The organism is Candidatus Methylacidiphilales bacterium (assembly GCA_028713655.1).
GTDB lineage: Bacteria > Verrucomicrobiota > Verrucomicrobiia > Methylacidiphilales > JAAUTS01 > JAQTNW01.
Genome location: JAQTNW010000041.1, coordinates 18,545 through 32,175, shown reverse-complemented (window position 1 = coordinate 32,175; position 13,631 = coordinate 18,545). Strand labels below are relative to the sequence as shown.

Here is a 13,631-nt window from a genome sequence, read left to right as displayed (position 1 = left end):
AAGGCGGGAGCTGGTATTAGTGTCGCTCAGGTTTTTGGCATTGGAGGTTCGGTGGAGTCCACAGCGAACGACAGTTACGCCCACCGGATTAAATTTTCTGTCGGCTTACACACAGATTGGGATTAAAAATAAAGGAATAATCAGGTGATAGGCTGCAACTGCTCTAATCGCTGCGCGATTCCTTCTGTCACGCGCCGTGCGGAGCACGTCGCCCGCCAGAAGCTTCTGAAGTCAGGGAAACGGCACAGACTGTGCGTCACTTCCGATAATTTAGTATTATAGCGTTCAGCGCATAATTCCATTTTATGTGCCATTTCCGATATTGGCATTTTATCGGCTTTAGGACATGTTTTCCCTTATGAGCAATTTAGCTCGTGATCCAAAACAGATCGGGAATCTGATCCGACGCATGCGTAAGAAATGCGGCCTAAGTCAAAGCGCCTTGGGAACCAAGGCAGGGCTGCGCCAGGAAACCATTTCCCTCATCGAGAACGGCAATCCGGCAACCAGGATTGAAACGATCCTGGCCGTTTTGGCTGCTCTTGATTTGGAGTTTCGAATTGTTCCCCGTTCCAAGGGTTGGAGCCAAGACATATGGCTCGCACCGCACTTGAGGAAGTAGCCGCAGAGGCCGAAACTGCCCTTGCGACTCTTGAAGCACAGCTTCCGTCCGGCTTCCCCGCGCAACTTCATGCCTCCGTATGCGCTGGTTTGCGATCACGTACTGCAGCTATCTAAAGAGTTAGGCCCTGTCATGGCTTCGGGCTTGCCGCTGTCTTCCGCCTTGGAACGCTCGCAAATGCCATGCAACAGCCCGTAGAACGACTTTTCGTCCATTTCCAGTATCACACGGCCCTTGCGCTTGCTGTAGGGCGAGAGCCAGGACAGGGCAACTCCGATATGCCTCACGAGTGAACAACGTGGGAAAACCCGGCCTACCCAAATATCAAAGCCAAGGGGCGCTCAAATCTCTCCGATTCATTTGCGCGCGCCGGTCACTGATTTCAGCCAAAGGCCGATGATTTTTCGGTGTGGCGCGGGGAGCGAGATTTGATCCAGAGCTTTACCTGAAACCCAGCGGCCTTTTAGCGAAACGCGCTTTTTCCACTTGGCGGTCCAGGCGTCCGCTTCCACCCGGAAACGGGTGATGGAATACGCAACCCGCCCGATGTGAACTTTTTTCTCCATGATTGATTCGTCAAACAACGGCAGCCGGTAAAAACCTTTCCAGCGTCCGGGCATTGAGGGATCCAGCAACCAGATTTTCTTGCCGGTAACCAACACGGCGACTTCCTGTTTTTCACGCGTGATGGAGGTCCTGGTTTTGACCGGGCGCGATTCGGGGTCGGAAACCCGGCACACAGCATTCAGCGGGCAAAGCAGGCATTGCGGTGAATGAGGCGAGCAGACCAAGGCCCCCAATTCCATGAGCGCCTGATTGTGGGCGCCGTAATGGTTGTCAGGCATCAGGCTTTCGCAGAGTTGCCAAAGCAGTTTTTTTACAGCGGGCCGGGTAACATTCCAGGGCAGGTTGAACACGCGGCTGAGCACCCGTTCCACATTCCCGTCCAGAACGGCGGCCCGCTGGTTGAAGGAGATGGAGGCAATGGCGCCGGCGGTGTACGGGCCGATGCCCGGCAGCGAGCGGAGTGTTTCCAGTTCGGAAGGCAGAACGCCGTTGAAGTCGCGGACGACGGTTTTTGCCAGTTTGTGGAGGTTGCGTACGCGGTTGTAATAGCCAAGCCCCTCCCAATGTTTCAGGACCTTGTCCTCGGATGCGGCGGCCAGTTCCCGCCAGTCGGGAAAGGATTTCATCCAGCGCGCATAGTAGGGCAGGACGGTGGCGATCTGGGTTTGCTGGCACATGAATTCCGAAATGGCCACGGCATACGCGCCGGAATTTTCCCGCCAGGGCAGGGGGCGCTGATTGTTCCGATACCAGGCCGCCAGCCGCTCGTGAAAGGCGCGGCGGATTTTGGCATCGATCTTTGGCAATCGGTGTTTATCGTGCTCTCGCATGGATCCGGCGAGCTTTACGTACAGCATCAGCCCGGCGCAAGGCAAGAAGCTCAAGGCCCTGCTGCAGGAGCAAAGTTTTGAATTTGAGGCGCTGCCCTACGGCCACTTTCGCGCGGCCAAGGCCAAGTGCAGCATCCAGTATTATGAGAGCGGCAAACTGGTGCTGCAGGGCAAGGGTGCGAAGGAATTCATTGAATTTTATCTGGAACCGTTCGTGCTGGAAGAGGCTCGGCTCGGGTATGAGGAAGAATTAAACCCGGAAATGTTTGAGCCTCATTTCGGAATTGATGAGGCAGGCAAGGGCGATTTTTTTGGCCCCCTCGTCATTGCGGGCGCCTATGTTGGAAAAATCAGCGCCAGGCAATTATTGGATGCGGGCATCAAGGACAGCAAGCGGATTACAAGCGCCAAACGCGCCCATGATTTGGCGGACCAGATTCGAAAGATCGTCGGAAAAAATTGCGAGGTGGTGGCGATTTTTCCGGAAAAATACAACGAGCTCTACGGCAAATTTCGCAACCTGAACCAGATGCTGGCCTGGGGACATGCCAAGGTGATTGAAAATCTGGCGGCGAAAGTGCCCGGCTGCCCGCGTGCGTTGTCCGACCAGTTTGCCTACCCGCAGGTGCTGCAAAACCAGTTGAACCGGAAAAAAATATCGATCCGGCTGGAACAAAGAACCAAGGCGGAGGCTGACATCGCGGTTGCGGCCGCTTCCATCCTGGCTCGGTCGGCATTTTTGAAAGGGTTGGAAAAATTGGGAGAACCACTGGAACGCGAGTTATTGAAGGGCGCGGGCGATGCGGTCAAAGCCCAGGGCCGGGAAATTTTCGCGCAACATGGCGAAGCCGGGCTGAGGAAAATTGCCAAGGAACACTTTAAAACTTTTGGGGAAATAACGGGAAGGGCCGTTATCAAGTGATTGGCCATGTCTAATGCCAGTCATGGATTCCGATCCGAATCTCCAGCCCGGATGTGGGTGCATCCCTATTTCCGCTTGGCCTTTCGGCAAGACACTCTGCAGGTTTTCAGAAGCGCGTGAGGCATCCGGGCTAATTTAGGCAAAATAATTGCTTGCTTCCCGTTCCATTTGTTCCTAAGTGATTCAACCACAGAAACATCATGGCAAATTTAACCAAACGGGATTTAGTGATCCGGATCAGCAATGAGACCGGAATGGTCCAGCAGGATGTCCTGAACGTCATTCAGAAGACATTGGACTATCTGACCGAAAGCCTCGCCCTCGGTAAGACCGTGGAGCTGAGGAACTTCGGCGTGTTTGAGATCAAACTCCGCAAGGCCCGCGTCGGCCGGAATCCCAATAAACCCCAGAGCGATGTGCCCATTCCGCCCCGTGCGGTCGTCAAATTCAAGCCGGGCAAGGAAATGAAGGCCAAAGTGGCCCAGCTTTCGCAAAAGCTAATCACAGACGGCAGCGGCAAGGCTGCCTGATTCAGGCGGGGCAACTTCGGCCCTTTATCTCCATGTCGTTTCAGAGCTTATCCGGTTTTCGTGATTTTTACCCGGAAGACTGCCGTTTGCGGGAGCGCATTTTCCAGGCATGGAAAGACAGCGCGCGCGCGTTTGGTTTTTCCCAATACGACGGCCCTCCTCTGGAGCCGCTCGATCTCTACAAAAAAAAGTCAGGGGATGAAATTGTCGCCCAGTTGTATCATTTTGTGGACAAGGGCGGGCGGGAAGTGGCGTTGCGCCCTGAGATCACACCCACGCTGGCCCGGCTTGCGGGAGCGAAGCACCGCGATTACAAAAAGCCGTTGAAGTGGTTTGCCATTCCCCAGGTGTTTCGTTACGAACGCGCCCAGCGCGGAAGGCTGCGCGAACATTTCCAGTGGAACTGCGATATCATGGGCGAGGAATCGCTCGCAGCCGAGGCCGAGCTGCTGGCCTTGCTCGATCATTCCCTGCGGGCTTTGGGATTGAGCCGGAAGGATTATGTCATCCGCGTGAGCGACCGCGAATTCTGGCGTTCGTTCCTGGAACAAAACGGCGTGCCGGAGGAAAAGACGTACGAATTTTACCAGGCCTTGGACAAAATCGACCGCGACCCGCCGGAAGAAACGCGGAAAAAGCTGGGCGCTCTGGCGGACAAGACCCTTGCCCTGTTGGAGCAGGGGGCCCGCAGCGAACGGCTCGACACGCTGTTGAAACATACCGAAGCGTTAGGGTTGGCGGATGCCGTGGCGGTTGATTTGCGCATTGTGCGGGGCCTGGCCTATTACACCGGCGTGGTGTTTGAAGTGCATGACCGGTCCGGAAAATTCCGGGCCATCGCCGGCGGCGGGCGTTACGACAACCTGATCGGCTTGATCTCGGGTGAAAACCTGCCCGCCATCGGATTCGGCATGGGGGATGTCGTCATTACGGAGCTTCTGAAAGACAAGGGGCTGGCCGATGTGTCGGAACCCGCGGACTCCTATTATCTGGTCATCGCCGACGAGTCCCTGCGCCCGGCTGCCTTGAAGCTGGTTTCGGAACTGCGGGCGGGCGGCTATCGCGTTGACTATCCGCTCTCGCCCTCTAAAGTCGGCAAGCAATTTCAGTCCGCCGAGGAACGCGGCCATCGCCATGCCCTTGTGGTGGGGCAGGAATACGCGCAGGACGGCGTTTGCGGGCTGAAAACCCTGGCCACGCGCGAGCAGGTGACCGTGCGGCCGGATGTGAAGGAAGGAAAAGTCACGGCGCTGGTTCCGACCGGCTGTTGAGCTGAAGAGCCGGAACGCGGACAAGATAGTGGAGTAAAGGTTTTGGATTATGCAACGGACTCATCATTGTAACGAGCTGCGAAAAAGCGACATTGGCAAGCAAGCGGTGCTCGCCGGCTGGGTGCATTCCCGCCGCGATCACGGCGGCGTGATTTTCATCGATTTGCGGGACCGCGAAGGCATCACGCAGGTGGTTTTCAATCCCCAGTTGCAGCCCGAAGTTTCGGAAATAGCCCATACGTTGCGGAGCGAGTTTGTCATTCAGGTCACAGGTGAGGTGGTTGCGCGACTCACCGGGACGGAAAACAAAAACCTTGGCACCGGGGACGTCGAACTCGCTGCGGGCAAGCTTGAGATTTTGAATGCTTCCGAAACGCCTCCGTTCCCGCTTGAGGAGGAATCGGTGAATGAAGACCTGCGCCTGGAGTACCGTTATCTCGACCTGCGCCGCCCGAAGATGGCCCGCAATCTGCGGGTGCGGCATCAGGCGACGAAGGCGGTCCGGGATTATCTGGACGGTCAGGGATTTCTGGAAATCGAGACGCCGGTGCTGTTCAAAAGCACGCCGGAGGGCGCGCGTGAATTTTTGGTCCCGTCGCGTCTAAACCCGAAGAAATTTTACGCCCTGAGCCAGTCGCCCCAGCAATACAAGCAGCTCCTGATGGTGGCGGGAGTGGAGCGTTATTACCAGATCGCCAAATGTTTCCGCGACGAGGACCTGCGCGCCGACCGGCAGCCGGAATTCACCCAGATCGATTTGGAAATGTCCTTCATCCAGCGGGAAGACATTTACCGGTTGATCGAAGGAATGGTCGCCGCGGTCTGGAAAAAGGTTTTGGGAGTTGAAGTCAGCCTGCCGCTCCCGCGCATCACATTTCGCGAGGCGTTGGATAACTACGGCATCGACAAGCCGGACCGCCGCTTTGACATGAAGCTGGCGGATTTGACGGAAGATTTTCGCCAGAGCACATTCAAGGTTTTTCGCGGCACGGTCGATGGCGGCGGGGTGGTCAAGGCCATCAACGCAAAAGGCCTGGCTGTGATTACGACCGGGCAGATTGAGGAATTGACCGAGCTCGCCAAGGCGCAGGGCGCGAAAGGCCTGGCTTGGATCAAGGTGGAGGGCGGCCAGTGGAAATCGCCGATTGTGAAATTTTTCTCCGACGCCGAAAAGCAGGCCTTGCAATCCAAACTCAACATCGAGGATGGGGACCTTATTTTGTTCGGGGCCGACGCCTGGCTCTCCGCGTGCGAGGTGCTGGGCCAGATCCGGCTCAAATGCGCCGAACTGTTGGAAAAAGCAGGCAAGCTGGTGAAGAAGGACATTTTTGATTTTCATTGGGTGGTGGATTTCCCGCTGCTCAGCTACGACAAGGACGCGCAGCGTTTCATCGCCACCCATCATCCGTTTACTTCACCCGTGGCGGAGGACATTCCGAAGCTCGACAGCGATCCGCACGCGGTGCGCGGCCAGCATTATGATCTGGTGCTCAACGGTGTTGAACTGGGCGGTGGCAGCATTCGTATCCACCAGCCCGACGTGCAGCAAAAGCTTTTCACCGAACTGCTGAAAATTCCCAGGGAAATTGCCGAGTCGCGGTTTGGGTACATGATCCAGGCCTTGCGTTATGGCGCGCCTCCGCATGGCGGCATTGCGCTGGGCTTGGACCGTCTGGTGGCGATTCTGACCGGTTCCCAGAGCATCCGGGACGTGATTGCCTTCCCCAAGAACAACAAAGGCATGGACCTCATGAGCCAGGCGCCGGGGGAAGTCGAACCCAAACAGTTAAGGGACCTTTATATTCAGATCCGGGAGTAGGAAGAAGAAGTCTGAATTCAGAATGCAGAATTCAGAAGGAAAACAGAAATTCCCGCTCTATTTTTCGAATCTTGCGCGTTCCCGCTCGCGACGTATGTCGGAGTTCGTGCCTAATCTTCGTTCGTGATTTTCGTGCTGTTCGTGGTTCAAATGCCTTCCATCTGTGTTTATCCGTGTCCATCCGTGGTTAAAAAATGTTTTTAGCCTTCCTTGCCAAATCCAATTATTAGGCCATCTTGTCCCTATGCAAATTTTAAAGGAAAACACGACCATGAGCAAACCCAAGGTAGTCGCCTATTTAAAGCAACGCTGCGGCTGGAGCAACGGCGTACGCGCCGTTTTTGAAAAGTACAATTTGGAATATGAGGATCGCGACATCATCGGCGACCCCGCCCAGCGCATGGAAATGATCCAGAAAAGCCGCCAGGAACTTTCGCCCTGTGTTGAAATCAACGGCCAGATGCTGGCTGACGTCAGCGGTGAAGAAGTGGAAGCGTGGCTGTTGAAGAACGGCGTTGTCTCCCCGACCGACAAGGATGTCGCTCCCGCCCCCGGCTGCGGCTGTTCCGGGCATTAAAAAAAGCACAGATTTTTACACGAAGGTCGCTGCATCCCATAAATGGGGAACGCTTGCCACGACGCCGGTAATCCCGTAAATTACCTCCATGAGCGAGATCATTTTCGAGGTGACAGAAGACGAGGTGGATGGAGGTTATGTGGCTACGGCTCTGGGTCACGCCATCTCAACCCAAGGGGATACCTTGGAAGAACTGCGCGAGATGGTCAAAGACGCGGTACATTGCCATTTTGGCGATACGGTTCCCGGTCCCATGCCCAAGGTGATCCGGCTCCACTTCGTTCGGGATGAAGTTCTGGCGGCGTGAAAACACCACGCGACGTCTCGGGGGTAGTTCGAGACGATTTTAGGCTGGGCAGATTCCCTCAAATAGACGTTGGGATGAAAATTATCTTCGCAATACTGATCGGTGTATTTTCACTGTCCGCTGGTAATGCCCAAGAGATAAGCACTGTCACTACATTTGAACTTGAGTATTGGCGCTCATTCAATGGTGTTATTAAGCAAACTATTCTGCGCACTTCAGAAGGTAGGATTGCGTTAAATACAGATGTTATTTCACAAAAGTCTGATCCGGAAGCAAATCCTAAAAAGGATCATTTTGTTAAGATTATATCTGAACAGGATCTTCTCCCTCTTATCAAATTATTTAACGATCAAAATTTAAGGAAAGCGTTTCTAGAGAACCCCAAAAGGAGCATGTTAGATGGCTCATTTCTCTCGCTCAGAATTACTCAAAATACATTTACAATTGGTTTTGAGTGTCAAATTCCATTTGAGGATAAGACCGAAGAACACAAAAAAGCCTTGGGAAAAGTAGCAAAATACTTGCTTGATCTAGCGGATTTAAAAATACCGCCGGGCGAACTATATTAAAATATTGAACAACGTGGTTGCGGCCAATCGGCTCTCATCGATATAAAAGCAGCCACAACCTCGTTGAGGTTGTTTTTATTTCCGAACACATACCCAAGGTAGCCCCGCTGCGCGGGACAACCTTGGGCTGGAGGCCTCAATCCCTTTGGGATTGCTCATGCCCATACCCGTTTCCATCCGCGTTAATCTGTGTAATCTGCGGATAAAAGTGTTCTCGCTTTCCTTTCGTGATTTTCGCGTGTTTCGCGGGCAACAAACGCAAACCCCCTTATCAGGGGGATAAAGGGAGCTTCACCGTTCCATCCATTCCAAACATTCGCGCAGGTCGAGCAATTGATCCCGCCAGTAGTTGCGATCTGTGAAGTGGGGGAATGCCTTCGGGAAGGCGGGATCTTTCCAGCGTTTGGCGACCCAGGCGCTGAAATGCACGTAGCGCAGCGCGCGTAACGGTTCCACCAAAGCCAGCTCATAAGGATCGAAGCTGCGCATGGCTTCGTACCCGCCTAGCAGGATCTCCCGTTGCCGGAGCGATTCCGCATCGCGCCCCGGTGTCAGCAGCCAGATGTCCTGCACGCAGGGCCCTGTGACCATGTCGTCGAAATCAACAAGGTAGGGCGTATCGATACGCCAAAGCAGGTTGCCGAGATGGCAGTCGCCGTGGATCCGTTGTATGCGCACTTCCTGAAAAAGCGGTTCCGCTTCCTCGCAAATCTGTTCCACCGCCTCGTGATAATCGGGGGAAATGTCTTCGGGCAGTGCGCCGCTGCTCTCCAGATAGTCCAGATTTTTCCACCCATAGGTTTCGATATCCAGAGCGAGGCGTGAATTTTTTGTGCTTTTTTCGCCGGTGTTGTGCAGGCGCGCGAGGAGTCGGCCAATGCGCTCCAGTTGAACGTCAGAAAGTTCGTCCGGATTGCGGCCTCCGATGCGGGGAAAAACCGCATACCAGATTCCGGCTTCCTCCATTCGGTGCAGGGATTCGCCCTTGCCGTCGCGATGCGGCGGTACGACGGAAAGTTCGTCCGCTTCCAGGTCGAACAGAAAGCGATGCTCGTCGAGGATTTGTTCCTGTGTCCAGCGGCCCGGTCTGTAAAACTTTGCAACCTTGGCGGAAAGCGCCGCATCCTCCGGACCGGAATTTTGCGCGATCTCGATCCCCACGTCGTACACGCGGTTTTCCATGCTGTTGAGGGGCAGGCAGCGGCCCGTGCAGCGGAACCCGAAGGTTTCCACGGCATCCAGGATTTGATCGGGAGTGAGGCCGTAGAAGAAGCGGGTTTCTTTGTCGCCCCACGCGGAGCCGGATGATTTTTTAGGGGGCATGAGAACTGAGGGCCGGCTGGTTCAGTGTATCCAGGAAGGTGACAATCTGCTGTTGGAATTCGGGTTCAAAGCGGCGGAATTCATGGCCCACACCGGGGATGACATACCATTTTTTGGGCTCGGCGGCCTTTTCATAGAGGGAGCGCACCAGCGGTACGGGCATGCGTTGGTCGTTTTGAGCGGCCAGAAAGAAAATGGGAATCTGTACCTGGGAAAGCGCGGCGGCGGGATTTACATCGCGGATGTGGTAATGAGCTTTCTGCTCTATGCGCGGGAAAGCCAGGGTGATGAGGGGAAATTCAGGCAGGCCGTAAAAGAGCCGGGCGTGATGCACAATGCTGTTGTGCAGCGTGTCAAACGGGGCATCGGCGATGACCCCGCAAACCTGGGGCGGATGCTTGGCTGCCGTCAGGATGGCGGTAACGGCGCCCATGGAAGTGCCCCAGAGGCAGACCCGCTTTTGTCCTTTCTCGGCCAGAAAATCGAGGGCGCTTTGGACATCATCCTGCTCATGGAAGCCGAAGCTGCAAAGGCTTGGGTCGCTGTCGCCATGGCCGCGAAAGTCAATAGCCATGGCCGGATAGCCGTATTGCTGCGCCAGTAACATGTAATTAATCATGTGTTCCTTGGCCGCGCCGAAACCGTGCAATACCAGGACCACCGGTTTTCCGGAATCCGATCCTTTTGGAAACCACCAGCCGTCCAAATTCACGCCGTCGCGGGTATGCAGGTTGACTGTTTCAAAGGCCAGGCCGATGCGCGAAGGGGTGATTGCCGGGCGCGCCGCAGGGGGGATTTGGGTACCCATGTCCGAGAGCAGGTCGGACAGGAAATAGAGGACGCCGCCGGCCACCAGCAGGAAAAACAGCCCGAGGGCGAGGAGGCATTTGAAATAGCGGGATAAAAGGCGCATGGGGTAAAGGTAGCAGCCTTCAACAAGGACGAAACGAAAAAGATTTTAACCGCGAACCCCGACATGCGTCGCGAGCCGAAGCCGCAATACTTCTGCAGCGTACTCAATGTCAGCAAGGTTCGAAATCTGACTTGCCACAAAAGATCACAAAGAACCCAAAGAGCAATCCCCTATAATTTTTACAAATTTCATTTCAGCTTTCGTTTTGCGATCTTTGTGTTCTTTCGTGGCCAACAAACAATTGTTTTGTTCTTCCTGCGGCTTTGCGACTTATGCCCTTTGCGTTAAATCTTACTTTTTAACCTTGAGCAACAGCACCGGGATATTGACCAGGTGCCGGACTTTGTCGGCGGTGTTTCCGTACAGGACATCGCTGATAAAGCGGTGGCCGTGGGTTGACATGGCGATCAAGTCCACTTTTTGTTCCAATGCCACCCGCACAATTTCATCGGGCGGTTCTCCCATGCCCAAGATGGCGCTTGCACGAAAACCCTTGCCCTTGAATTCCTTCACCCGTTTCTCAAGATAGGCCCTGTCCTGCTTGATCTCCTCGCTTTCGGCCAGCTTCAACTGTTCGTAATTGCGGGCCACCCAGCCGTCGGCCACATGAAGGAACAAAAGCCTGGCTCCTGTCATTTTGGCGAGGCGCCGGACATGGTTCAGGATGGTTTGGTCCGCTGCGGTGTTTTCGAGTGGGACTAGAATTTTATGATACATAACAATCCTTTCCAGCGCTGAGCTATCCCGGACCCGGCAGACCGAAAAATCCGTAAAACGGCTTCAGCACCGAATTCGGCATGAAGGTGTCAAAAAGCAGCTTCATGTTCAGGATGATGATGATGGCGGCGGTCGTCCAGCCGAGAATTTTGAGCCAGAGCGGGTTTGCGAGTCCGTCCATCTTGGCCTTTTCACTGGTGAACTGGATCAGCGGCCACACGGCAAACCCAAGTTGCATGGACAACACAACCTGGCTGGCCACGAGCAATTCGGTGGTTTTGCTTTCGCCAAAAAATCCAATTACGCAAACCGCCGGAACGATGGCAATGAGCCGCGTGATCAAGCGGCGAAGCCATGGGCGAAGACGAATGTTCACAAAACCTTCCATCACAACTTGTCCCGCCAGCGTGCCGGTCAACGTGGAATTTTGTCCCGAGGCCAGCAGTGCAACGGCAAATAAAATACCGGCCCCGCTCACGCCGAGCAGCGGACTCAATAATTTGTAGGCGTCCTGGATTTCCGCGACATCCTGATGCCCTGACCAGTGAAACGCCGCCGCCGCAAGCGCGAGGATCGCGCCGTTGACGAGCAGGGCGAACATGAGGGCGACGGTTGAATCAATCGTCGCGAACTTGATGGCCTCGCGTTTGCCTTCGGGGTTTTGCTCAAACTTGCGTGTTTGGACGATGGAAGAGTGCAGGTAAAGATTATGCGGCATGACCGTCGCGCCAATGATGCCGATGGCGACGTAGAGCATGTTTTGATTTTTTAAAATTTCCGGGCTTGGAATGAAACCGAGAAGCATGGGTCCGACATGAGGTTTGGAAAGGAACAGTTCCACCGAGAAGCAGGTGGCGATGGTTGCGATCAGCGTGATGACCAGCGCTTCAACATAACGAAACCCCCTGGTTTGCAAAAACAGCACGGCGATCACATCCACGGCTGTGATGACGCAACCCCAGACCAGAGGGATGCCGAAGAGCAATTGCAGGGCGATGGCCGAACCGACGACTTCCGCCAGATCACAGGCTCCGATGGCGATTTCTGAAAGTATCCAAAGGAACCAGACGACCGGAGTCGAGTAATGGTCGCGGCAGGCCTGCGCCAGATCGCGCCCGGTGGCGACGCCGAGTTTGATGGACAAGTGCTGGAGCAGAATCGCCATGAGATTGGAGATCATGACAACGGAAAGCAGCGTGTATCCAAACTGTGCGCCACCGGCAAGGTCGGTCGCCCAATTGCCTGGATCCATGTAACCGACTGCGATAAGGAAGCCCGGACCGGAGAATGCGAATAGTTTACGCCAGAAAGAAGCCGTCGTCGGAATGACAACGCTGCGATGAACTTCCGACAGAGAGGCCTGTCCCGCCGGTTTGCGCCAGCCGGGTTCGATCTTTACTTCAACTGCAGGTTTGGTGTGGGGCATAAGAAATTTTGAACATCATGAAACTGCACACAGGCGGCTGGAGAGTCAAGAAAAGTTTGATTAGACAAACTCTGTAAAAGGATACAAACTTTGACCGGATCGCAAACCGGAAAACATGTTTTTAACCACGGATAAGAATCTGATATAAGTGAATCCCTATGCCCGCTGAAAAAAGCATTTCGCAAAGCGTCGAGGATTACCTGGAGCGGATCTACGAACTCATCGAGATCAAGGGCTATGCCCGTGTCTCCGACATTGCGTCCGCCCTGAACCTGAGCCGGTCCAGCGTTTCGATCATGGTGCAGCGCCTCGATAAACTGGGCTTCCTGCGCTATGAAAAATACCGGGGCCTGGCTCTGACGGCCAAAGGGCGTGAAATCGCGCGCCGCATCCAGCGCCGCCACGTCATTCTCACCGAATTTTTCACCCTCATGGAACTGGACCGCAACATCATCGCCCGCGACGTCGAGGGGATCGAGCACCACCTCAGTTCCGAAAGCCTGGAAAAGGTGGAGCGCCTGGTCGAATACTGGGCACGCCATCCGCAGGAGCTAAAGAAAATATTCGCCATGAAACGCAGGCCAGCGCGCCGGAATTGAGAAGCCAAAAGTTTTCACCGCAACCTCCGTCGCCAAAGGCTATGGAGGTCAGGAAGCCGCAGGGTGCGGAGAAGTGAGGAGGAGGAATTCAGAAAAACTTCGTGTCTTGGTGTCTTCGTGGTTCAACCAAGTTGTTTTTTCCGGATGTGTTTTTCCAGCCCGGCCCAGGCTGTGCCTGTGATGCCAGGGAATAAATTCAGATACAGGGACACCTGTTCCGCCGGATATTTTTCGTAAAGCGTTGCACAGGCTTTTTCCAGACGGGAGGATTCCACTTCCTTCGGGAAGGATTCGGCACAGCCCTTGCCGTCGTGAGCCACGCCGACTGTATCCAGAAAAAGGGCCAGCATGGGCGTATGGGCCGAGCCCAGCCAATGGATGATTAGATTTGAGCCCAGTGTGTTAAATTGGGGCAACGCGAGCAGCGGTTTGAACAATTCATGGCGCGCTTCCCGGGGCATTTCAAGGATGGCCTGCGGGCGCTTGCGCAAGGCCTCGCACAAATCCTGTACGACATGCCGGTACAGCCGTTTTTCATGCAAATAAGCGGCTTGCAGGATCTCGTGATTGAGTTCTTTCGACAAGGTGTTCCAAATTTCAAAAGCATGCATAAGCAGACTGGCCACTATGCGTAGTAAC

15 protein-coding genes are annotated in these 13,631 nt (G+C 54.7%); 8 read left to right on the top strand and 7 right to left on the bottom strand.

What is annotated here, in order from left to right:
- Window positions 1-717: 717 nt before the first annotated feature.
- Together PHD76_12325 and mutY are read right to left on the bottom strand one after the other, a co-directional pair.
- A complete protein-coding gene (locus PHD76_12325) occupies window positions 718-909 on the bottom strand; it encodes a hypothetical protein (protein ID MDD5262622.1) in 192 nt (63 codons plus the stop codon).
- 69 nt (window positions 910-978) lie between these two features.
- Complete coding sequence (gene mutY, locus PHD76_12320) at window positions 979-2,019, bottom strand: A/G-specific adenine glycosylase (GenBank protein ID MDD5262621.1); 1,041 nt, start codon at window positions 2,017-2,019, stop codon at window positions 979-981.
- Between mutY and rnhC the strand changes: the two genes are divergently transcribed.
- The 7 genes from rnhC (at window position 2,018) to PHD76_12285 (ending at window position 8,014) form a co-directional block, all read left to right on the top strand.
- Complete coding sequence (gene rnhC, locus PHD76_12315) at window positions 2,018-2,941, top strand: ribonuclease HIII (protein ID MDD5262620.1); 924 nt, start codon at window positions 2,018-2,020, stop codon at window positions 2,939-2,941. The two genes, mutY and rnhC, sit on opposite strands and share 2 nt — an antisense overlap.
- A 200-nt stretch (window positions 2,942-3,141) precedes the next feature.
- Complete coding sequence (locus tag PHD76_12310) at window positions 3,142-3,471, top strand: integration host factor subunit beta (GenBank protein MDD5262619.1); 330 nt, start codon at window positions 3,142-3,144, stop codon at window positions 3,469-3,471.
- Between the two features lie 32 nt (window positions 3,472-3,503).
- Window positions 3,504-4,742: a histidine--tRNA ligase gene (hisS, locus tag PHD76_12305; GenBank protein MDD5262618.1), complete on the top strand. Its 1,239-nt coding sequence runs from the start codon at window positions 3,504-3,506 to the stop codon at window positions 4,740-4,742.
- Window positions 4,743-4,791: 49 nt separating this feature from the next.
- Window positions 4,792-6,561: an aspartate--tRNA ligase gene (gene aspS / locus PHD76_12300; GenBank protein MDD5262617.1), complete on the top strand. Its 1,770-nt coding sequence runs from the start codon at window positions 4,792-4,794 to the stop codon at window positions 6,559-6,561.
- 271 nt (window positions 6,562-6,832) lie between these two features.
- A complete protein-coding gene (locus tag PHD76_12295) occupies window positions 6,833-7,138 on the top strand; it encodes a glutaredoxin (GenBank protein ID MDD5262616.1) in 306 nt (101 codons plus the stop codon).
- 88 nt (window positions 7,139-7,226) lie between these two features.
- Window positions 7,227-7,445 carry a hypothetical protein gene (locus PHD76_12290; protein MDD5262615.1) on the top strand — a complete coding sequence of 73 codons (219 nt, stop codon included), beginning with the start codon at window positions 7,227-7,229 and terminating at the stop codon, window positions 7,443-7,445.
- A 74-nt stretch (window positions 7,446-7,519) separates the two neighbouring features.
- Window positions 7,520-8,014 (top strand): hypothetical protein, encoded by a 495-nt coding sequence (locus PHD76_12285; GenBank protein ID MDD5262614.1) that lies wholly within the window; start codon window positions 7,520-7,522, stop codon window positions 8,012-8,014.
- Window positions 8,015-8,305: 291 nt separating this feature from the next.
- Here PHD76_12285 and PHD76_12280 read toward each other — a convergent pair whose 3' ends face one another.
- The 4 genes from PHD76_12280 to PHD76_12265 all read right to left on the bottom strand — a co-directional run bounded on the left by PHD76_12280 (window position 8,306) and on the right by PHD76_12265 (window position 12,393).
- Window positions 8,306-9,337 carry a serine/threonine protein kinase gene (locus PHD76_12280; protein MDD5262613.1) on the bottom strand — a complete coding sequence of 344 codons (1,032 nt, stop codon included), beginning with the start codon at window positions 9,335-9,337 and terminating at the stop codon, window positions 8,306-8,308.
- Window positions 9,327-10,250: an alpha/beta hydrolase gene (locus tag PHD76_12275; GenBank protein MDD5262612.1), complete on the bottom strand. Its 924-nt coding sequence runs from the start codon at window positions 10,248-10,250 to the stop codon at window positions 9,327-9,329. The genes PHD76_12280 and PHD76_12275 overlap by 11 nt, the downstream gene beginning before the upstream one ends.
- Before the next feature lie 291 nt (window positions 10,251-10,541).
- Complete coding sequence (locus PHD76_12270; protein ID MDD5262611.1) at window positions 10,542-10,967, bottom strand: universal stress protein; 426 nt, start codon at window positions 10,965-10,967, stop codon at window positions 10,542-10,544.
- Window positions 10,968-10,989: 22 nt separating this feature from the next.
- Window positions 10,990-12,393, bottom strand: a complete 1,404-nt coding sequence (locus PHD76_12265) for an Nramp family divalent metal transporter (GenBank protein ID MDD5262610.1) — start codon at window positions 12,391-12,393, stop codon at window positions 10,990-10,992.
- Between the two features lie 158 nt (window positions 12,394-12,551).
- Between PHD76_12265 and mntR the strand changes: the two genes are divergently transcribed.
- A complete protein-coding gene (gene mntR, locus PHD76_12260; protein MDD5262609.1) occupies window positions 12,552-12,992 on the top strand; it encodes a transcriptional regulator MntR in 441 nt (146 codons plus the stop codon).
- Window positions 12,993-13,114: 122 nt separating this feature from the next.
- Here mntR and PHD76_12255 read toward each other — a convergent pair whose 3' ends face one another.
- Window positions 13,115-13,603 carry a hypothetical protein gene (locus tag PHD76_12255; GenBank protein ID MDD5262608.1) on the bottom strand — a complete coding sequence of 163 codons (489 nt, stop codon included), beginning with the start codon at window positions 13,601-13,603 and terminating at the stop codon, window positions 13,115-13,117.
- Window positions 13,604-13,631 lie beyond the last annotated feature (28 nt).

Coding starts and splice junctions, on each gene's coding strand:
- rnhC (MDD5262620.1), top strand. CDS start 2,018: ATGGATCCGGCGAGCTTTACGTACAGCATCAGCCCGGCGCAAGGCAAG.
- mutY (MDD5262621.1), bottom strand. CDS start 2,019: ATGCGAGAGCACGATAAACACCGATTGCCAAAGATCGATGCCAAAATC.
- PHD76_12310 (MDD5262619.1), top strand. CDS start 3,142: ATGGCAAATTTAACCAAACGGGATTTAGTGATCCGGATCAGCAATGAG.
- hisS (MDD5262618.1), top strand. CDS start 3,504: ATGTCGTTTCAGAGCTTATCCGGTTTTCGTGATTTTTACCCGGAAGAC.
- aspS (MDD5262617.1), top strand. CDS start 4,792: ATGCAACGGACTCATCATTGTAACGAGCTGCGAAAAAGCGACATTGGC.
- PHD76_12295 (MDD5262616.1), top strand. CDS start 6,833: ATGAGCAAACCCAAGGTAGTCGCCTATTTAAAGCAACGCTGCGGCTGG.
- PHD76_12290 (MDD5262615.1), top strand. CDS start 7,227: ATGAGCGAGATCATTTTCGAGGTGACAGAAGACGAGGTGGATGGAGGT.
- PHD76_12285 (MDD5262614.1), top strand. CDS start 7,520: ATGAAAATTATCTTCGCAATACTGATCGGTGTATTTTCACTGTCCGCT.
- PHD76_12280 (MDD5262613.1), bottom strand. CDS start 9,337: ATGCCCCCTAAAAAATCATCCGGCTCCGCGTGGGGCGACAAAGAAACC.
- PHD76_12275 (MDD5262612.1), bottom strand. CDS start 10,250: ATGCGCCTTTTATCCCGCTATTTCAAATGCCTCCTCGCCCTCGGGCTG.
- PHD76_12270 (MDD5262611.1), bottom strand. CDS start 10,967: ATGTATCATAAAATTCTAGTCCCACTCGAAAACACCGCAGCGGACCAA.
- PHD76_12265 (MDD5262610.1), bottom strand. CDS start 12,393: ATGCCCCACACCAAACCTGCAGTTGAAGTAAAGATCGAACCCGGCTGG.
- mntR (MDD5262609.1), top strand. CDS start 12,552: ATGCCCGCTGAAAAAAGCATTTCGCAAAGCGTCGAGGATTACCTGGAG.
- PHD76_12255 (MDD5262608.1), bottom strand. CDS start 13,603: ATGCATGCTTTTGAAATTTGGAACACCTTGTCGAAAGAACTCAATCAC.